General features: G+C 43.9%; 19 protein-coding genes. 10 read left to right on the top strand and 9 right to left on the bottom strand.

What is annotated here, in order from left to right:
* Window positions 1-22: 22 nt before the first annotated feature.
* Window positions 23-934 (top strand): LysR family transcriptional regulator, encoded by a 912-nt coding sequence (locus tag AB4329_RS13915; protein ID WP_372138570.1) that lies wholly within the window; start codon window positions 23-25, stop codon window positions 932-934.
* 75 nt (window positions 935-1,009) lie between these two features.
* Here the strand turns inward: AB4329_RS13915 and AB4329_RS13910 are convergent, their stop codons facing one another.
* The 3 genes from AB4329_RS13910 to AB4329_RS13900 form a co-directional block, all read right to left on the bottom strand.
* Complete coding sequence (locus tag AB4329_RS13910; protein ID WP_372114235.1) at window positions 1,010-1,924, bottom strand: YjjW family glycine radical enzyme activase; 915 nt, start codon at window positions 1,922-1,924, stop codon at window positions 1,010-1,012.
* A gap of 43 nt (window positions 1,925-1,967) precedes the next feature.
* Window positions 1,968-3,524 (bottom strand): YjjI family glycine radical enzyme, encoded by a 1,557-nt coding sequence (locus AB4329_RS13905; RefSeq protein ID WP_372138568.1) that lies wholly within the window; start codon window positions 3,522-3,524, stop codon window positions 1,968-1,970.
* A 342-nt stretch (window positions 3,525-3,866) separates the two neighbouring features.
* A complete protein-coding gene (locus AB4329_RS13900) occupies window positions 3,867-4,466 on the bottom strand; it encodes a class I SAM-dependent methyltransferase (RefSeq protein ID WP_004730240.1) in 600 nt (199 codons plus the stop codon).
* A 161-nt stretch (window positions 4,467-4,627) separates the two neighbouring features.
* Between AB4329_RS13900 and AB4329_RS13895 the strand changes: the two genes are divergently transcribed.
* On the top strand, window positions 4,628-5,506 hold the full coding sequence (locus tag AB4329_RS13895; protein WP_372138566.1) for a LysR family transcriptional regulator: 879 nt from the start codon (window positions 4,628-4,630) through the stop codon (window positions 5,504-5,506).
* Window positions 5,507-5,540: 34 nt separating this feature from the next.
* Here the strand turns inward: AB4329_RS13895 and AB4329_RS13890 are convergent, their stop codons facing one another.
* Window positions 5,541-5,891, bottom strand: a complete 351-nt coding sequence (locus tag AB4329_RS13890; protein ID WP_017060899.1) for a hypothetical protein — start codon at window positions 5,889-5,891, stop codon at window positions 5,541-5,543.
* 299 nt (window positions 5,892-6,190) lie between these two features.
* Here AB4329_RS13890 and AB4329_RS13885 point away from each other — a divergent pair, with 299 nt between their 5' ends.
* The gene (locus AB4329_RS13885; protein ID WP_017064786.1) at window positions 6,191-7,087 is read left to right on the top strand and encodes a cation diffusion facilitator family transporter; all 897 of its coding nucleotides are present in this window, start codon (window positions 6,191-6,193) and stop codon (window positions 7,085-7,087) included.
* Between the two features lie 50 nt (window positions 7,088-7,137).
* On the opposite strand, the gene yddG is transcribed toward AB4329_RS13885, so the two are convergent.
* On the bottom strand, window positions 7,138-8,070 hold the full coding sequence (gene yddG, locus AB4329_RS13880; protein WP_017060901.1) for an aromatic amino acid DMT transporter YddG: 933 nt from the start codon (window positions 8,068-8,070) through the stop codon (window positions 7,138-7,140).
* A gap of 180 nt (window positions 8,071-8,250) precedes the next feature.
* On the bottom strand, window positions 8,251-8,925 hold the full coding sequence (yjjG, locus tag AB4329_RS13875; RefSeq protein ID WP_017060902.1) for a pyrimidine 5'-nucleotidase: 675 nt from the start codon (window positions 8,923-8,925) through the stop codon (window positions 8,251-8,253).
* A 213-nt stretch (window positions 8,926-9,138) separates the two neighbouring features.
* Between yjjG and AB4329_RS13870 the strand changes: the two genes are divergently transcribed.
* From AB4329_RS13870 to AB4329_RS13860, 3 genes are all read left to right on the top strand, one after another.
* Entirely contained in the window at window positions 9,139-9,291 is a 153-nt protein-coding gene (locus tag AB4329_RS13870; RefSeq protein WP_017060903.1) for a hypothetical protein, read from the top strand.
* Between the two features lie 260 nt (window positions 9,292-9,551).
* Window positions 9,552-10,700: an L-threonine dehydrogenase gene (gene yiaY, locus AB4329_RS13865; protein ID WP_048660391.1), complete on the top strand. Its 1,149-nt coding sequence runs from the start codon at window positions 9,552-9,554 to the stop codon at window positions 10,698-10,700.
* A 195-nt stretch (window positions 10,701-10,895) separates the two neighbouring features.
* Window positions 10,896-11,819 (top strand): hypothetical protein, encoded by a 924-nt coding sequence (locus AB4329_RS13860; RefSeq protein ID WP_372138565.1) that lies wholly within the window; start codon window positions 10,896-10,898, stop codon window positions 11,817-11,819.
* A gap of 103 nt (window positions 11,820-11,922) precedes the next feature.
* Here AB4329_RS13860 and AB4329_RS13855 read toward each other — a convergent pair whose 3' ends face one another.
* Window positions 11,923-12,357 (bottom strand): YccF domain-containing protein, encoded by a 435-nt coding sequence (locus AB4329_RS13855; RefSeq protein ID WP_004730224.1) that lies wholly within the window; start codon window positions 12,355-12,357, stop codon window positions 11,923-11,925.
* Between the two features lie 247 nt (window positions 12,358-12,604).
* Here AB4329_RS13855 and AB4329_RS13850 point away from each other — a divergent pair, with 247 nt between their 5' ends.
* A complete protein-coding gene (locus AB4329_RS13850; RefSeq protein WP_017060906.1) occupies window positions 12,605-12,730 on the top strand; it encodes a hypothetical protein in 126 nt (41 codons plus the stop codon).
* 122 nt (window positions 12,731-12,852) lie between these two features.
* Here the strand turns inward: AB4329_RS13850 and AB4329_RS13845 are convergent, their stop codons facing one another.
* Window positions 12,853-13,929, bottom strand: coding sequence for a low specificity L-threonine aldolase (locus tag AB4329_RS13845; RefSeq protein ID WP_372138563.1), 1,077 nt, complete (start codon window positions 13,927-13,929; stop codon window positions 12,853-12,855).
* A 303-nt stretch (window positions 13,930-14,232) separates the two neighbouring features.
* Here AB4329_RS13845 and AB4329_RS13840 point away from each other — a divergent pair, with 303 nt between their 5' ends.
* From AB4329_RS13840 to AB4329_RS13830, 3 genes are all read left to right on the top strand, one after another.
* Window positions 14,233-14,850 carry an NAD(P)H-dependent oxidoreductase gene (locus AB4329_RS13840; protein ID WP_102428337.1) on the top strand — a complete coding sequence of 206 codons (618 nt, stop codon included), beginning with the start codon at window positions 14,233-14,235 and terminating at the stop codon, window positions 14,848-14,850.
* Window positions 14,850-16,775, top strand: coding sequence for a monovalent cation:proton antiporter-2 (CPA2) family protein (locus AB4329_RS13835; RefSeq protein WP_372138562.1), 1,926 nt, complete (start codon window positions 14,850-14,852; stop codon window positions 16,773-16,775). The genes AB4329_RS13840 and AB4329_RS13835 overlap by 1 nt, the downstream gene beginning before the upstream one ends.
* 540 nt (window positions 16,776-17,315) lie before the next feature.
* Window positions 17,316-18,539, top strand: a complete 1,224-nt coding sequence (locus tag AB4329_RS13830) for a DUF819 domain-containing protein (RefSeq protein ID WP_017071142.1) — start codon at window positions 17,316-17,318, stop codon at window positions 18,537-18,539.
* 86 nt (window positions 18,540-18,625) lie between these two features.
* Here AB4329_RS13830 and AB4329_RS13825 read toward each other — a convergent pair whose 3' ends face one another.
* Window positions 18,626-19,486, bottom strand: a complete 861-nt coding sequence (locus AB4329_RS13825; protein ID WP_372123127.1) for a hypothetical protein — start codon at window positions 19,484-19,486, stop codon at window positions 18,626-18,628.
* Window positions 19,487-19,778 lie beyond the last annotated feature (292 nt).

The following is a 19,778-nucleotide window of genomic DNA, read 5'->3' as shown; positions in this document are numbered from 1 at the left end:
AACCTGAATGCGTGAGTCATAAATGGATTACTTACACTTATCTAGGGTGAGCCTTAAGCACCTCACTGCGCTGCATATTATGCTGAACACTCACAGCGTCACTCAGACCTCAGAGCAACTCTGTGTCAGCCCTTCGAGTGTAAGCAAAACCCTGTCTCAGTTGCGTGACATCCTGAATGATGAGCTTTTCTATCGAGATGGTACCAAGCTTATCCCGACTCCCTTTGCTCTGAAGATAGCGCCCACTGTTCACGCAATTCTTTCAAGCATGAATGGACTGCTTCATCAAAAGAGTTTTACCCCTCAAGAGTACCAAGGCAGTTTTTCACTTTCGATGCGTGAAAGTACCTTCGAAGTATTTGCCTCTAAGATCAGTAAAATTACCACTGAGCTCGCGCCAAGCGCGAAGCTCAACATCTATTCGAAACAACAGCTCGGCTTCGATGCTTTACTCAGTGGCAAGGTCAATTTGATCTTGTTGCCTCATGATATATCTCAGCCGCCGACCGATAACAAAGAGCTGGTTTGGGAAACAATTCTTCCAGATGAAATGGTTTGTTTGATGGGCGCACACCACCCTCTCGCTCAGCAAGAACTGACGGTAGAAGGCTACTTAGATTACAAGCACATTGGGATTTTAGATAACGAACTGTCTCAGCCTTACTTTGAACAAAACTTGGTTCAATGCCACCATCCAAGAGAGATGGCAATATCGGTCGCGGACTTCGGCGCTGCGGCTGTGTTGTGTCACCACACACCTTTCCTGTTCACTTGCTCTAAACAGTGGGCTGAGCATGCTAAACAAGCTCAGGGCTTAGTGAGCAAGCCCTTGCCTTTTGATTACGGTAAGGTGGCTTACAGCTTGGTGTGGAATAAACCCAACATGAATGATCAAGCGATCAAATGGTTGTGTGACCTGTTTTTAGAAGCTTAATATTTTTAGAGACTTAATATCTTTAGAAAGTTAACATTCTTAGAAGCCTGATTGACCGCCTAAGAAATCTAAAGACTAGGTATAAACCTCAGGAGTTTGCATCGGTCTTTGAACTATGGTGTAGAGCTTATCGTGAAAGCTCTGCATCTGTTTTTCGGTGCATTTCGGCCAATCTAACGCGTCGCCAATAACACCATGATGCTGAAACGCATTCAGCCGAATTCGAATATCACTTGGTAGAGTCTTCAAGTAACGCCCCACTTGTTCAATTTCGTCCTCAAGATCGCTTTTATTTGGGATATGTAGCAACCTAACTTCGTGCAGTTTTCCTTTATCTGCTAAGTAGTTAATGGTTTCAAATACTCGATGGTTTCCTCTACCTACTAGCCATTGGTGTGTTTCAGATTGCCATGATTTTAGGTCAATCATCGCGCCATCAAGGTAAGGTAATACTCGCTCCCACCCTTGTTGAGGCAACGAGCCGTTACTGTCAATAAAACACGTTAAGTGTGCCAATTGCGGATCGCTTTTAATCGCTTGAAATAGCTCGATGATAAACGGCAATTGCATGGTCGCCTCACCACCTGAAACGGTGATACCACTCAGGAAGAACTGATTATGCCTAACCAGTTCAAGTACCTCGGATACCGTCATCGTGGTGATTTTGGGGCTCGACTTATGATCACAAATATCGACGCACTGATCGCAGTTGGTACACGCGACCGGATCCCACTTCACCTTACCATCTACAGAGCTTAATGCGCCGCTTGGACACCCACTTATGCAGTCTCCGCAATGGTTACAGTGATTAATAGTGTGTGGGTTATGGCAGGTTATACAATCGAAATTGCACCCTTGTAGAAACAGCACTAGGCGATTTCCCGGTCCATCAACACAAGAAAAGGTCAGCACACGGCTGACCTTCGCTTGTTTTTCTGTCTTATTATTTTTAACCCTAGCCATTTGAGTTGTTAGATCAGAAATTTTCATAATTCACATTGTTCGTATTCGAAACGCATAACACACGTTAAAGCTATTCGTATGTCGGCGACATCTCTAAACTCGCCACGCGTGGTTTACGCTCTAATATGCCCGTGTTCTTCGCAGCTTCGGCACCTAAAAAGGTGGTATTGGTGCGTGAGCCTTGCTCGTCATATTTGGCAATGTCAGATAGCTTAATCATGTAACCCGTGACACGAACCAAATCATTTGATGCAACGTTAGCCGTGAACTCTCGGTAACCCGCTTGAATCGCGCCTTTACACAGGTTAAACATCGCTTCAGGGTTAGATTTCACTGTTTCGTCGATGGTCAGAATGTCACTGATGCCCGAGGTGTAGAACTTATGGTGACCCGCGGTTGCACGAACGTAAGAGACAGGATCCGGTTCGGTACCATAAGGAATACGGACACCCGGCGTCACATCTTCATCTAAGCTAATACCGCCTTGAGCATGCAGCAGAGCTTTACCTTCTAATCCATATTTCACTTCAGAGCGTTCAACGATCTCAGCCAGCTTTTCAGAGATACGATGACCAAGCTGATTCGCCAGTTCATCGTGACCATAACGCCCTGCTTGACCTTCTTTCTCCAACAAGATGTTGACTGCTTCCGCCATGCCGTAAATACCAAACATTGGCGCAAAGCGATCCTCTTCGATCAAACCTTCTTTGGTTAAGAAGCCTTCGAAGAAGTTAGACTCTTCATGCAAGAAGCGGCTTCGAACGTTCATCAACTCAACCATGATGCCACTGTAGTTCGGCAATACTTGTTGTAAGAAATCAGCACTGTCCTCAGACTTCAACGCCACTTGCTTAAGGTTCATACGCACCAAGGTGTTTGAACCACCCGCTAACGGCAGAGAGTTGTAGCAGCTCACAATACCAAAACGCTTATCGCCGTAAGCCTCGGCATGCGCTGGATAGTTTGCAATATGTGGTTTACTGCATTCACAGATGTTGCTCGCCGCATGACGAAGTAGATCATCAGGTGTCACATCAGGGTCGTACATAAAGGTTAGGTTTGGTGCGATCTGCTTCAGTTCAGCGTCTACGCGCAAAATCGTACAGCACACAATGTTGTCGGTCGGGCCGATATTCACATGCATAAAGGCATCTGGCAATGTGCGGTCCAGCATAATCCAGAACAGCTTAAGCTTTTGATATACCTGCTCATCCGTCAAGTCGCCAATAAATGGCATCAGTACATCATCCAACTGACCTAGGTATACCGGAATTGATGTCACAGACGGAACATGGTGGTAAAGGATGGTAAGCATGTTCAATGCTTCATCGAAATTAGTTGCCGCGCTAAGCTCTAAATACTTTGAGCCTTGATGTAAGTATTTAGAATAGTCTGGAAGTACATAGCGCGGCTTAAATGGTGCATGCCCTTCAAACATGTCACATAGCACACCTTGTTGTAGGGCTTGCTCTACTTCGTTGCTTACCGGCATATACGGCAAGCTTGCTTCAGCTTCTAAGGCAAGATAACTCGACTTCTGCTTTGGAGACAGGTGGGCATCTGAAATGATATTGCTAAAGCGTTGTTGTTGCTCTGAAAGTTGTGGAGAAGCAGATTGGTGGCTCATGATGAAACCCTTAATATTATTATGGGCTTATTTTATATCTCACTGTTACATTTCCACTAATGAAATGTATGCAAGACTATATTTCCAAAATGGAAATGAGTGATTTATTAATTGCCTGAAATTAGCTTATCTATGAAAGAAGTGGGAAGAAAGAAGCCAGTGTTGGCGTTGATAGTGATAGTGATAGTGATAGTAAAGATATTAAAAGCACTCACTGGCTCGCCTGTTTGAAACACAAACGACTAAAAATAGAAAACCCACATAACTGACCTTAAGATCGTTGATGTGGGTTTCGTTATTTTAGATGAGCATTACCGAGGCTAGCTCTAGGCATACACAGGATTACAGATGAGGAAGCACTTGTTTGCGTCCAACACCCATCAATACCTTTAACTCTCCTTGTGGAGTGTTGATCGAGAACGGCGTTGATACTTCAACCACTGCAAAGCCAGCTGCACTCAATACATTCTCTGAGCGCTGTTGGCTTACACCGTAGTCTTCGCTGTCGTTCTCTAAGTACCAATCCCAGTGTACAAACGTGCCGTCGTTTTCAAGCAGCGTGTAAATCAGACTGACTGTGTCTTGTAGGTTCGGGATAAAACCACACACCGAAGAGGCTACCACTAGGTCAAACTGGTTTCTGAATGCTGGATGCTGCGCTGCAAGCCCGCGCGATAAAAGATCAACAACAGGTTCAACGTTGGGTAACTCTTTCTTATCTAACTCTTCAATCATCCCTTCAGAGATATCAAGTGCGATGATCTCTTTTGCTAAAGGAGATATTTTCTGGCTGAGTAGTCCTGTACCACAACCAAAATCAAGGACACGGGTTCCGTTTAAATCAACGAGCGGTGTTAACTGGTCAAATACGGACTGTGCGAATACTGCGGTCGCGGGATCTTTATCCCAATCAACGGCGTACTCGTCCCATTGTTTCGCCATCATGGCCTCCATCTTTACTTCTTGTAGGTTCGGAACTTCCCCAGAATAAACCAAATTAGTCAATTCGTCATAGAGTTATCATGCAAAGATGGACTATTTCTAAGATAGTCAGCACAATATTCAGATAATATGCACCGACCCCCGCTCAATATGGAAATGAAATGAACCTTTCTCAAGTCCAAGCCTTTTGTTCCGTTGCTGATTTAGGATCAGTGTCTGAAGCTGCACGCCAGCTAGAATGCAACCGAACCAAACTCAGCATGTCGATTAAAGCCTTGGAAAAAGAGTTAGATGTCGAGCTGTTCGTACGCAGCGGAAACCACGTTGAACTTTCTGAAGCGGGCAAAGCCATTTACAAAGATTGCGAAAGCTTGTTGGTGACAGCAGCGCGTATTAAACAGACCTGCTTGCATGTTTCAGGCGAATTTAACGCGGAAATTTGGATTGCACGAGATGACTCCCTACCCGATGGAATGTGGCAGGATTTATCTCACGCCTTAAATAACAAGTACCCTTCTACCTCATTCAACTTTGTTCTCGCGTCAAGCGGCGACTTAGCTAACTTGGTTGAAACTCAGCAAGTCGACTTCGCATTTGGCGTCGATTACGAACGTGTCGATGACCCAAGAATTATCTACAACCCGCTTGGTAAGATTCGAATGATGTCTGTATGTAAGAAAGGACATGATTTGAGTGCGATGCGACGAGTGTCTGATGAAGTACTGAGAAATTCGATGCAAGCAACCATGGTTTATCTTAATGAAAAGGATAATCCTGAGCTTGAGCCCTTCTCGCGTCGTTACATTGGCTTCTCTAGCTTCGACTTTATGTTGGATACGATTCTACGTGAAGAAGCATGGGGCGTAATGCCTGAGCCATTGATTCGCCATTTACTGCGTGAACAAGAGCTTGCCGTGATCAAACACACCTACGGTTTAACACAAGAAGACTACTGTATGTTTACCGCGGCTGGCATGGCAGAGCACCCAGGAATGAATTGGTTGGCCGACCAGCTTAGTGATTATTTGTTTGATTTCTAGACGGACGACTTTTACTCCATACTTAAGTCTTGCTCTAGAAAACCATCACGTGATCCACTAAGTAGCGTCCGTCTTCTTCAACCAATACCATTTCAGCGACAAACTCACCTTTGGCGATGGTGTAAGCTTGTTTCCACACAAAGGCGATGGAGTCTGAACGTCTAAATAAAGCAACTTGCTCACGCTCAGCAAAAAAGCCATTACTGTGCTGATAATGGTGACACACCTTTTCTAAATATTCTGGCGTAACAATGTCTTTCATCCTTTGAGTAAAATCTCGACAGTGCTGTTCATGATCAACCTTAGTTGAACCATCCATCAGATTATCCATGATCGGGTTAGCAATCGCCCACAACTCATTATCACTGATATCGTCAAACTTCATATTGATTCACTCCTTGTCCATCGCAGTCGCAGTCGCAGTCTCAGTCAAATCTAGAAGACCAATAAGACCCCAGCGACTGATGTGTTTTATTAATCATAAACGATCCTATTTCAGTTGCACACCATCCCAAAAAACACTCAACGCCAACTTTATTGACACCTTAAATTTAACTTAAGCAACTGAATTAAAAGCATTTATATATTTCACTTAAATAATACATATAAACGTCATCAGATAAAGTTTGTAAAGTTAGCTCATTATTAGAACAATGAAGTTATCAAAAACATCTGGAAAATATTATGTGTGACAGGAAAAGCCAAAACGAAAATCGAGTACTATTGTTCTCAGCCCTTTTAGCATCAGGCTTCGCAATTGGCGGATTGGTGTTGGGTCTTCTCGTTGGCTCTCTGGTCATAGTATTTGACGGTGTCTATTCTCTTATCAGCTTACTGTTAACTTTATTGTCACTAGCTGCCTCGAAATACATCAATCGCCCTTCGGACACTGAGTTCCCGTTTGGTCGAGCAATTATCGAACCGATTGTTATTGCCATCAAAGCCGTTGTGATTCTTCTTGTGGTTGGTTATTCACTTTACTCTGCGATTGGTGCCCTAATGACGGGTGGCCGTGAAGTTGATGCTTCTATCGCAACTCTGTTTGGTATTTTCAACGTACTGGGTTGTGGTTACGCTTGGTGGTACATCGCGAATAAGAGTAAACGTATTTCTTCAGGTCTGATTCAGGCTGAGTCTAAACAGTGGCAAATGGATACGCTACTGAGTGTAGCGGTAACCGCGGGTTTCGTAGCGGCTTGGTTAATTACTTTTTCTCCGCTTGCAGAATACGCAGTGTATGCCGACCCAATGATGATGTTGCTAATGTCTTTCTACTTCATCAAAGTGCCTTTCGACATGTTACGTGAGGCGATGCGCGAACTGCTTATGATGTCGGCAAACAAAGATATTTGTGATGCGGTAGATAAGAACGTTGTCGCGGTAGACAAAGAAGCGGAGCAAGATTTGGAGCTGATGGGTGTGACTAAGGTTGGTCCAGAATTACGAATCAATGTTGATATTCATACCAACGACCAACAAGCGATTGCGGTCGATGATATTGAACGTACGCGCCGCCAACTTAAGCGACGCTTATCGAAGATGCCTTATGAGCTCCAATTGAATCTCAATATCGCGAGTTAAGAATCGAGAGTTAAAAAAAAACAAGAATTAACCCATCAACCTCTGGTTAACTAAGACTCTGATTGAACCTTTTTAGAAGCCGACGCCGTAACCGTCGGCTTTTTGTCTCTGGTTACCCACCAGCAAGCTAAAGAGCCAATCGTCACCATACAAACGCCTTGCCAAAACGTCATGCTCAGTGACAAACCCAAAATCATAGAAGACAGTAAGGTCGCAAAAATAGGCGTGAAATAAGACATGGTCGCTAGGAAGACCATATTGCCGCCAAGTATCGCGGTATTCCAAAGTGCGTAACCTGCGCCCATACACACACCGGCTAACACTAAGTCAATTGCAGCACTGGTTGTCATCACCATGCCGGTTTCGTTACTCAATGCGTATTTGATCCACAAGGTGATTGCAGTCGCGATAAAGAACAGCACGATCGCATTCTGTCCTTTCGCCACTTTCTGAGTGTAATTACAGTAGACCGCCCAAATAATCGCGCCGAAAAACGCCATTGAATAGGTTTTAGGGTTGGTGGCAATATTGGCAGCGATTTGATCAACAGAAAGCCCCTGATCGCCACTGATACTCCAAGCCACACCAAAGAAGGCTAAGAAAATACTTGGGTAAACCAACCAGTTAATCTTTTTATCGCTGAGCAATACCGCGAACAACACCGTCAATGCAGGCCATAAGTAGTTGATAACGGCCATTTCCAAGGCTTGATGTCGGTTGTTTGCCATCCCTAAAGCCAGAGCTAAGAAGATCTCATAACAAACGAACAGAGCACCACCAATCAACAGGTATGACTTAGAAAACCGCGACAGCTTAGGTAACCCCATAACACAGACCAACAACAGTGAGCTCACTGTATAAAGACTGGCGGCGCCACCAATTGGGCCCAGTTGTTCTGATACGCTACGAGACAGCGCGATTAAGCAGCTCCAAAGTAAAATGGCAGCAATGCCGTAGCAGCTATGGCGATGAGATTTCAGCACGCCTCTTCCTTATTTTTATTGTAATGGGGTAATCAAAGCGAGCTTAAAGCAAAGGTAGGCTTAAACGCCACTATCGATAAGTTGCAGTAAGTAAAAATAAGTAGCCGAGCACATAACTGTACTCGGCTATCAATCATTCACTCAAAAATCTAAAAGCAATTAGCAATTAGCAATTAGCAATTATGCTAGTAAAAGAGCTTGCAGGTCAGCCAGAGACTTAACCTGATAATGAGGGTTAATTCCGGCTGGCGTTGCCTTTTCTTGACTATTTAACCAACAGGTTTCAATACCAAAATCTAATCCGCCTAGAATATCGGAATGTGGGTTATCTCCGACCATCAATACTCGTTGCTTAGATGGTAACCCGATCAGCTTATGGGCATATTCAAAAATTTGTGCATCCGGTTTGGCTACCCCAACCTCTTCAGAAATTATCACGTGCTCAAAGTAATCCGTCATTCCTGTACGCTCTAAACGAATTGACTGCAGCTCTGTAAAACCGTTAGTGATGATGCCCATGTTCACTTTGCCTTTTAAAGACTCCATCAACTCTTGTGCACCCGGTAATAAAGAGCAGATATCCGCCATCGCTGTTAAGAATGCACTGTTTAAAGCAGCGGTTGTTGTCTCTAATTTCTCAGCCCAGCTTTCGAAGCGCGTGTGTTTCAGTTGATCAGCCGTAATGCGACCATCTTGATAGTCTACCCATAGTGGTAGGTTAACTTCTTGATAAAAGGAATAATCCTGTTCGTTGAAGTCCACACCAAAACGAGAAAACATCAGCTTCATTCCCTGATAAGCATCAAAATGGAACAAGGTTTCATCTGCATCAAAGAATATCCAGTCGTACTTCATTTTATTTCCTATTAATCACGCTGTTGAGCTGCGTTTATCTTTAGTTGTTCATTGGCTCAAAGACCAGATGTTCATTCTACTACCAATTTTGTGAGCCTGAATATAGTTCTAATAATTTATAGAAAACAAGCCACAAGTCATGATGTATCGCAAATTTTGCCACATATTAAACCAATACCATACAATAAATACACTTAGGTACCGGGAGGTACTATGAAGCACTTTTTACCATCGTCTGTCATGCTTACCCCTTTTCTTGTCAAATACTATGACGAGGAGTCAGAAGACACGCTTGATTCTGAAGAGTCACAAGAACCTGAAATTGAATGCAGCGATGACTCAGATAAAACGTCGACACCAGCCTAACTAGAAGAGTTTTCAATGAAAAACCTTATTTTTCATTGTTATAGAGCTCCATACTGTCTCTAATTTAGTCGATTTATCGCGATCTATTACTGACAATCAACACAGCCAAAAACCATGAAAACGATTGCTATATGAGCCCTATCACAACGACTAGCCACAAAGTGGTAGTTCGAATTCAAAGTTGTTCCAGATCAATGGTCGACCACTTGAATGCCGACAACATGTAGGAAATTAAAAATCATAATTAACGGAGTTTTCCAATGTCTACTGCATTTTACATCCCTACAATCAACTTCATGGGTACTGGCTGTCTGAAGGATGCTGCTGATAGTATTCAGTCTCAAGGCTTTAAAAAAGGTCTGATCGTAACTGATAAGATCTTGAATCAAATTGGTGTAGTTAAGCAGGTACAAGACCTTCTTAGCCAGCGAGGCGTAGACGCAGTTGTATTCGATGGCACTCAACCAAACCCAACCATCACGAACGTTAACGATGGTCTTGAATTGCTGACTGACAACGATTGTGATTTCGTTGTTTCTCTAGGTGGCGGTTCTCCACACGACTGTGCAAAAGGCATTGCTCTGGTTGCTTCTAACGGCGGCAAGATTGCAGACTACGAAGGCGTAGACCAATCTGAAAAGCCAATGATGCCTCTTATCGCTATCAACACCACGGCTGGCACTGCATCTGAAATGACACGTTTCTGCATCATCACTGATGAAGAGCGCCACATTAAGATGGCTATCGTTGATAAGCACACAACACCGCTTATTTCAGTAAACGATCCTGAACTAATGCTTGCTAAGCCTGCATCACTGACTGCTGCAACAGGTATGGATGCGCTAACACACGCAATCGAAGCTTACGTTTCTATCGCAGCGACACCAATTACAGACGCTGTAGCGATTAAAGCCATTGAACTTGTACAAGCTCACCTAAGAACGGCAGTAGCGCACGGCGAAGACATTGAAGCACGTGAACAAATGGCTTACGCACAGTTCATGGCGGGTATGGCGTTCAACAACGCGTCACTAGGTTATGTTCATGCGATGGCGCATCAGCTAGGCGGCTTCTACGATCTTCCACACGGTGTGTGTAATGCTATCTTGCTACCACACGTTCAACGCTACAACGCGCAAGTTTGTCCTGAGCGTCTACGTGATGTTGCAAAAGCAATGGGCGTTAACGTTGAAGGCATGACAGCTGAACAAGGCGCAGAAGCTGCGATCAACGCGATTGTTCAACTTGCAAACGACGTGAACATCCCAACAGGTATCGCGCAACTTGGTGCGAAACTAGAAGACATCCCAACGCTGTCTGATAACGCACTGAAAGATGCTTGTGGTTTCACTAATCCTAAACAAGCGACCCACGAAGAGATCTCAGCGATCTTCGAAGCGGCAATGTAATCTGCCATTAAGTCACTTATAAACTTATCGACAAACGGGCTCACCTACTGAGCCCGTTTTCTTTACCTGCCATATGTTATTCAAGTCTCTGTTTTGAATAGCCACTGATTAAGATAAATCTCTTTAAAAGTCGCATTGTCATAACTGCTTAGTTATAGTCAAACTATTGATACATAGAATGACAAACAGGTTCCATTGAGTCGTTGGATAGTTAACTCCTCATTATTAGCATCGCTCGTTTCCCACTCTGCCTTCGCGGAGGAACAGGATGAGTGTCACAGCCAACCGTTAGAAGACACGCGCGTCGAAAAAGCTTGCCACTACCTAAACAGCAAGTTTTGTCAGCCCGCAATATGGTTCGATAACTTCTTTGTGGATGACCGTATTACCGAGGACGCCAGAGCCGGAACCTCTGTACGTTGGTATAATGATTTCATCTATTCTGAGGGCGGTGACGTGGATTATTCCACCAAGCTCAACGCACGCCTGCATTTACCCTTTGTCAGCAAAAGGCTTAAGCTAATCTACGAGTCTGTTGGCGATGAAGAATTCTTAGACTTCTTCCCACAAGATTCTGAAGAGTTAGAGAATGCACTTGGCCTTCGTTATGACGCCTATGCCAAGGGTTACAGTAGTTTCAATATCAAAGCGACATTACGCCCAAGAATAGAGGCTCGCTATCGTTTTACCTACCCGCTCACCACAGATGCAGTATTCAGGCTGACCCAACGTGTATATCAAGAAAAACAAGAGACTGGTGAGATCACCGACATCGACTTTGATCTTTCTTTAAGTGATGATTTCTTGGCTCGATGGTCAAGCTTTGCAGGATATAACGACGACCTTAAAGGTTGGAACTATGGTACAGGGCTAACCTTGTATCACTACCTTGCCCAAGACCAAGCACTTCAATATAGCGCCACGATTAATGCAACGGATGAGCCTCATAATCATTACGAATACGCTCAGGTTTCGGTTACCTACCGACAAAACGTATGGAAAGAGTGGCTGTTCTACGAACTCATCCCTCGTTATCAATGGGAACGAGAACCTCATGAGAAACACACCGAAGAAGCCAACATCACCCTTAGGCTTGAAGTCTTGTTCAACAATGTCTAGTGAGTGTTTGTGAGATTGGGGCATCGTTAGATAGAAAACGAGGCACAAAAAAGCACATCATGTGATGTGCTTTTTCAGTTCTATATAGGCTTAAACTGTAGTCTTAACCCTTGTAGTTTCTTACTCGTGCCGCTTCTGCTTCACGCTTGTCGACAACGGTTTTACCGATTGGCGCCAATGAGATAACCGCGAGCTTAAGGTGCTGAATCGCAAACGGAATACCTATAATAGTAATGAAACACGCTACTGCTGACATGATGTGACCAATCGCCAACCAGATCCCCGCAAATAAGAACCAAATAACGTTACCAATCACACCTAGCGGGCTCGTGCCGATGTCCATTTCATTGGTTAGCTCATCACGCGAAATCGCTTCCTGACCAAATGGGAAGAATGAGAAGTTACCCATAACAAAACATGCTCTACCCCATGGAATACCAACGATGGTTAGGAATGCGAGCAGTCCGAAGAACCACCAAGCTAGTCCCATAAATACGCCACCGAACAGAAACCAAATGATGTTTCCTATTGTTTTCATTCTGTATTCTCCAAATCTTTGAATGCTATTTATTTAATATGCCGAGTAAGGCAATGATTGTTCTAATAGGTTCATTATTGTTGAACCTTTATGAACCGTTTATGAATCACTTACATTTTATGTGATTGATATACACCACGGTTCTCTAAATCTACATAGGGCTAAACCCATTTATTTGATACCATACACTTAGATTTTTAGTACCAAAAAGCTAAACAGACTCAACAACGAATTTAAGGCCGAATTTATGAATAACACTGAGCAACCTAAAAAGAAAATGAAAAACTGGGTGCCAATCGTCTTCTTCGGACTTCTCAGCACTGTTCCAGTGTTCATGTTCTTAGTTGATGTGTACATCAACCAGTATATGTAACAGAGCCGGACATCCTAGCTATATAAATGGATATAAGAACCCTTTCCTGTATCCATTTCAGTTCCAATTAGATCAGTTATTCTTCAGCCAGCTCTTCTGTAATCAACTCAGCTCTTCGTTAATCAAATCAGCTCTTCGCTAATAAAATCTAGAATGTCTATCAGCTCATGATCAGGCAGATTTAGTAGGTTATCCCCTACATACCATTCAATCTTACATTGGTTTGGCAACTCGCTTATCGCTGGGTTTCCTATCCAAATCTTGTGTTTCTTCGCTATGTTATCTCTCACAATAATGCCGTCTTCATAGCTCACAGGTAAATATAGGTGAAGCATGTTGACCTGCGGTTGCTGCGGATTAACAGTGAACTGAGGATAGTCTAATAAGATTTGGTAGATCTGTTTTGTTCGCTCAAACAGTGATGGCATCAACTCTAATCGCTCATCAAACTGCATTGCTGCTGAAACCACATAAGGCGTTCGGTGATAAACATTGCCACCTTGGCGCTTCATCCACGCAGATGCTTTCGCTACAAAGGCTTTATCGCCCAACAATAACGAACCACCAAGGCCATTGAGACCTTTGTACAGCGAAACATAAGCACTATCGAAGCCCTGAGCAATCTCGCTGTATGACTTTTGGTAATAGGCGCCGCATTCCCACAAACGCGCACCATCCATATGAAGGTGAATTGATTGTTCTTTGCAGTACTGCTTGATCGCTTCAAGCTCATCCAATTCTGGTAATTGGCCGCCGATTTCACGCATGGGTAATTCATATAGAGCGGCTGCAATCTCATCAGGCCACGCCTTTAAGTCATCAACATTCCAAGTGCGAAATACGTTGCCAACGGGAAGTACGTTGAATCGGTTTTGGAGCTGATACCCTTGGCGTTCATGACGCATAATATGACTCGATTCATGCATCGCCACTACTGGGTTTCTTTTCTCTTGGCACGCAATTTCTAATGCTGTTGGTTGATTCATGGTGCCAGTAATCACAAATACAGCCGCTTCATAACCTAGCAGTTCCGCGACTTTGTTTTCGAAGCTCTCGATAAACTCACCATCGCCGTAGCTATCATGGCTCACATTGTGTGTCTCACACCATTCAGCCATCTGAGCGAATGTTTGTGCTGGAGTCGGTTCTAGGTGACCGGAAAGCAACAAATCACATTGTTGACGCAAGTCCATGCTCATAGTTTTTCCTTTATTCATTATCGTTCTATGTAGGGTTATTGGATTATTTACGTTACCCACCAACGGTGACATAAAATGCCCATATTCGCTTTTACTATTCGTGAATAATTAGTTTTACTCAGTCATCGGCGGCTTGTGCCAGAAATACTCAAATTGACGGATGTTTTATATAATTAAGTACCTAAAAACACACGCATCTAGATAGATAAGTATGGGCTAATTCGTTGTTGTTCAACCATTCTTCTATTATTGTATATCTATAATTCCAATAAATATTATTCGTTAATGGACAAAGAGGGCTATATGTCGAAAAATCGAGTCTTGCTGCTATTCGCTCACCCTTCTCAACATCGTTCTGAAGCAAACAAACCCTTATTTGAACAAGCCAAACGCGTTGACGGTGTTACCTGTGTCGATCTCTATGCCGAGTATCCGACATTTAAAATCAACATCGACCGTGAACAGAAACGCCTGTTAGACCATGACATCATCATTTTTCAGTTCCCTTTGTATTGGTACTCAACACCGGCAATTCTTAAAGAGTGGCAAGACCTTGTTCTTGAATACGGCTTCGCCTACGGCGCCGAAGGCAATGAACTACAGGGTAAGAAATTGTTATGTAGCATTACTGCAGGAGGTAAAAAAGATGCCTACCAAAGTGATGGTTACAACCATTTCACGATTCGAGAACTGCTTCACCCAATCGAACAAACCGCTTCTCTGTGCGGGATGAACTATCTCGCGCCCTTTGCGTTATTTGGCTCGCGTACCGCTTTGGAAGAAAACCGCATTCAAGAGCATGTCGATAGCTATAAAGTGCTGTTAGAGGCGTTAGTTGCTGGCAAGATCAATATCAAGAAAGCCAGCAAAGCAGAAAAACTCAACCACTACGTAGAAGAACTAATGGCAGAGGTTAAATAATGACGGGATATTTTCTACAAGCATTTATCTACTTAGTCGCAGCAGTTATTGCCGTGCCTATTGCCAAAAGACTTGGCCTTGGTTCTGTATTGGGTTACCTCATTGCTGGTGTTGTGATTGGCCCAATCATTGGTCTGGTAGGTGAAGAGACCAAAACGATCCAACACTTTGCCGAGTTCGGTGTGGTTATGATGCTGTTCTTAGTCGGCCTTGAGCTTGAACCTAAGATGCTTTGGGCAATGAGGAACCGACTTATGGGGCTGGGTGGCCTGCAAGTTGGTGGTACTACCGCGATTGTAATGGGTATTGCTCTGTTCTTTGGGCAGCCTTGGACGATCGCACTGACTATCGGTTTGATCTTCGCACTGTCATCTACCGCGATTGTACTCCAAACCTTTAACGAAAAAGGGCTATCCAAAACAGAAGGCGGAAAGAACGCTTTCTCAGTCCTACTGTTCCAAGATATTGCCGTCATTCCTATGTTGGCATTTATCCCTCTATTAGCCTTGCCAGAATTAATTGAAGCTGCACAAAGCGCGGTTGCTTCGGCTTCTGATCACCATGAAGAGTTAAGCCTCGTCGCTGGCCTACCCGGTTGGGCTTATGGCCTTGTGATCACAGCATCTATTGCGATTGTTGTGGTCGGCGGACACTTCTTGAGTCGTCCATTGTTCCGCTTCGTGGCAAGCTCAGGCCTGCGTGAAATCTTTACTGCAACCGCACTGATGTTGGTGATTGGCATTGCTGCACTGATGAGCCTAGTCGGCCTATCTCCGGCTTTGGGTACCTTCCTTGCGGGTGTGGTTTTAGCGAACAGTGAATTCCGCCACGAACTTGAGTCCAATATCGACCCGTTTAAAGGGCTGCTACTTGGCTTGTTCTTCATCACCGTAGGTGCAGGCATTAACTTTGATGTTCTATTCAACGACTTTGGTTTGATCATTGGCCTCACCCTTGGCGTTATGCTTCTTAAAGCCTTGGTGCTATTTACGTTGGCATTGATATTCAAAATCAAAAACAGTGACCGTTGGCTGTTTACACTGAGCTTGGCGCAAGCCGGTGAGTTTGGTTTTGTACTACTAAGCTTCTCAGCTCAAAACCACGTATTACCTGCTGACATCGTCCAAACATTGTCGCTGGTTGTGGCACTTTCAATGTTCCTAACACCAGGGCTGTTCATTCTATTTGATAAAGTGATTCTTCCTCGTTACGAACAAAAATCTAACGACCGCGAAGAAGATACCATAGAAGAGAAAGGCACCGTAATCATTGCGGGCATTGGTCGATTCGGTCAAATCGTTAACCGCTTGTTGGTGTCGAACGATGTCAATACGGTGGTTCTGGATCACCAAGCGAACCAAGTAGACTTGCTGCGCTCTATCAATATCAAATCTTACTTTGGTGATGCGACTCGTCACGACTTATTGCATACCGCCGGAATCGAAGAAGCCGCGATGCTAGTAGTGGCAATCGACAACCAAGACCCAAGCGTTGAATTAGTGAAATACGTTAAACACACCTACCCTAAAGTGAAAATCTTAGCCCGCGCATTCGACCGAGGTCATAGTTATCGCCTAAGAGAAGCGGGGGCAGACTTTGTTGAATCAGAGACCTACCATTCTGCTCTTGAAATGGGCGCTGAAGCCTTGCGTTCTTTGGGTCATCACCCATTCTTCGTCGAGCAGCAAAAATCGACTTATCAACGCGTTGAGAGCCGTAAGTCTGAAAAGCTTTACCAAGCTTGGTCTGAAGCGGAAGAGAACCCACGCTACGACAACAACTACCGACAAATCTTCATTCACCTTGAAGAAGCAATGAAAGAAGATATGAAAAAAGACCGTTCAGACAAACACTCTCGTTCTGAACGTGGTTGGACACCTCCACCGAAAGGTTATGCAGATGGCTTTGAGGAAGAAGAGTCTTAAGCAGAATCTAGACTACAGCTCTAGATAACCATGCTATTCAAGCATCAAAAGCGGCTATTTAAGCCGCTTTTTCTTTCATTTAACCCCGACAAAACCTCAAATGAGCATAAGTATCAGGTGCTGACACTCGTAATCCGAGAGATTTGTGTGATCTAGCTAAGATTTTTAATTTCTGACCACATAGCAAAAGTGGATTCAATTTTTACATTATTTAAACATTCCACCCCTGCATAAACCACACCATAAACATGGCTATATATGCACTCATTCCTACCATTCAAGCACCCACCCAATTCTTAGCGACCACTCTCTAAGGCTTGAATTACATTGCATATATCGAAATACGCCGCAAAAGCCCTAACAGATTCATTCACTAATCAAATAATTAACGCACGACATTCACAAATTCAAACCATCAAAATTAACACAAACATTTCAAAGTATGTCTAGCGTTACAATTTGTAACGAATGGCGGTTGTCGGTATAGTCCTGCAATTCAAAAAGTGAGACCTCTGCGCTCACCTTAAAGGAGATATAATAATGATTACTAATGATGCTGTAATAATGGGCATGTTAGCTGTTATTCTTGGCGGTGTTTTTATCACGGAAAGTAGCCAAAATAGCGCACTGAAAAAATTCTACTCGTTCGTTCCGGGTCTATTGCTTTGTTACTTTGTTCCCTCTTTATTAAACAGCTTCGGCATAATCGATGCTTCGAATTCTAAACTGTACTTTGTTGCAAGCCGTTACTTACTTCCGAGTGCACTCGTTCTACTGATCATCTCTGCAGATCTGCGCAAGATCTTTGGACTAGGTTCAAAAGCCGTCATCATGTTCCTAACCGGTACTGTCGGTATTATCATTGGCGGCCCATTGGCTATCTTGATCATCGACCAAATAAATCCTGGCCTTGTATCGGGTGATGTATGGCGTGGTCTAACAACGGTGGCTGGTTCTTGGATCGGCGGCGGTGCAAACCAAGCTGCAATGAAAGAAGTATTTGAAGTTGACGATCAGTTGTTCTCTGCGATGATTACTGTGGACGTAATCTGTGCCAATATTTGGATGGCAATATTGCTTATCATGGCAGGTCGTCAGAAGAAGATTGATGCATGGTTAAAAGCCGATACTTCATCTATCGAAGACCTAAAAGAAACCGTATCTAAGTACCAAGAAGAAAACGCGCGTCCGACGACGACAACGGATCTAATGAAGATCACTGCGATTGCGTTTGGCCTTACGGGCTTAGCACACTTCTTTAGCGACATTATCGCACCATGGATCTCAACTAATGCTCCTGAACTGGCGCAATACAGCCTGACTTCTGGATTCTTCTGGTTAATCGTAATGGTGACTACGTTTGCACTCATTGCTTCATGCTTCAAATCAACACGCAGCCTTGAGCACAGTGGCGCATCTAAAGTGGGCTCTGCATTCATCTACATCCTAGTTGCCACTATTGGTATGCAGATGGATATCACAGCTATCTTGGATAACCCAGGCTACTTCTTCATCGGTATCACTTGGTTAACCATCCACGCGATTATCATGATTGTGATGGCAAAGCTAATCCGTGCACCACTGTTCTTCATGGCAGTAGGTAGCCAAGCTAACGTCGGCGGTGCTGCATCGGCTCCTATCGTAGCGGCAGCGTTCCACCCAGCATTAGCTCCAGTAGGTATTCTAATGGCTGTACTTGGTTACGCACTCGGTACATACGGCGCTTACATCTGTGGCCTAATCATGCAAGTTGCTGCTGGTTAATAGAATCGCTTAATCCAATAACACCAAAGGCTGAACGATGATCGTTCAGCCTTTTTCGTTTCTAAAACTGTATTTCAAATAACGGCTTAATCGAACAAAGATGTCAGTTTATTTTCCACCACAGGGCTGATATTAAAGCTCAACATAAAATCTGGACGCGTTTTTTCGTCTTTCTCAAGGTAATAGTTCGCTTCAATGCCAAACTTCCAAGGGCGTCCATTCAGAACCGTTGTTTTACTAACACTGATGTTTAACGGAATTTCCGCCAGATCCTTATTCCAGTCGTACGAGAATGTTGGTGCAGAGCCCACCGTCCAACCACCTCCTAATATCTCTACCCAAAACACTTGTGTCGATGTCTTGTTGATTCGAGTATCAGAGTGGTCGGCTCCGTCTCCAGAAACACCATACAAGTGATTTGGGAACATACCGACAACTCGCTCGCTACTCGCTTTCCCGACCATAAACTCTGGTCCGACAGCAAATTGATCCGCTGTTAAGTCACTGCTGCCCGTTGGCAACGAAGCAAAGATACCGAACGCGACAATAGTACCGCCCTCCATTTTAGGCGCATAAGCTAAATCAAATGAGATGTCTGTAAAGCCTGACTGCTCCGTGTGTTGCGAGCTTGCTGGTGCGTCCACATGGAAATCGTTCTGTACATAAGAGATGGCCGGGCGGAAGATCACTTTATCGCCGTTATCCATGGGAAACGGCAGTGTCGGCTGTAATACTGTAGCGAAACTGTCCCCTCCACCATCGTAACCACCTGAATACTGGAGCTTTAAATTAAGGCTAGCGTAAGCTGTGTTTGGGTTTGCAAGTTCCTTTGCTGCCTGTTCTGCTGCTTGATCGCTTTCAGATTTCGAAATATCGTCCCTAGCGCTAGCAAAATTCGGCGTTAATAATAGTCCAGTTATTATTAGTGCAAGTGGTTTACAAGCCATGAGCCCTCTCTTCAATAGTAAAACAATAAGATGTAACTGCTTATTGAGTATTTTAGAGATTACTGGGCAGTAAAATGGCCATTCAGTGACAGAGAGATAAGTTAACCCTAGTTCATAGACAGGATCTTAAGAGCTAACTTGTTTATTTAGATAGAAAAAAGGCTTCATTTATGATCAGATAATCGTCGCCAAACAAACTACCTACATCAATAGTGAAGCCGATGACGATTATCTCCTTACAGAAGCAATTTAAGCAATTCTTTAATGCTGACAGGCGTTGTTAATGATATGG

Origin of the sequence: Vibrio sp. 10N.261.54.A5, assembly GCF_041471145.1 — a bacterium.
GTDB classification, from domain to species: Bacteria; Pseudomonadota; Gammaproteobacteria; order Enterobacterales; family Vibrionaceae; genus Vibrio; species Vibrio crassostreae_C.
The sequence above is the reverse complement of the archived record's forward strand: the minus strand, read 5'-3'. Positions and strand labels throughout refer to the sequence as shown.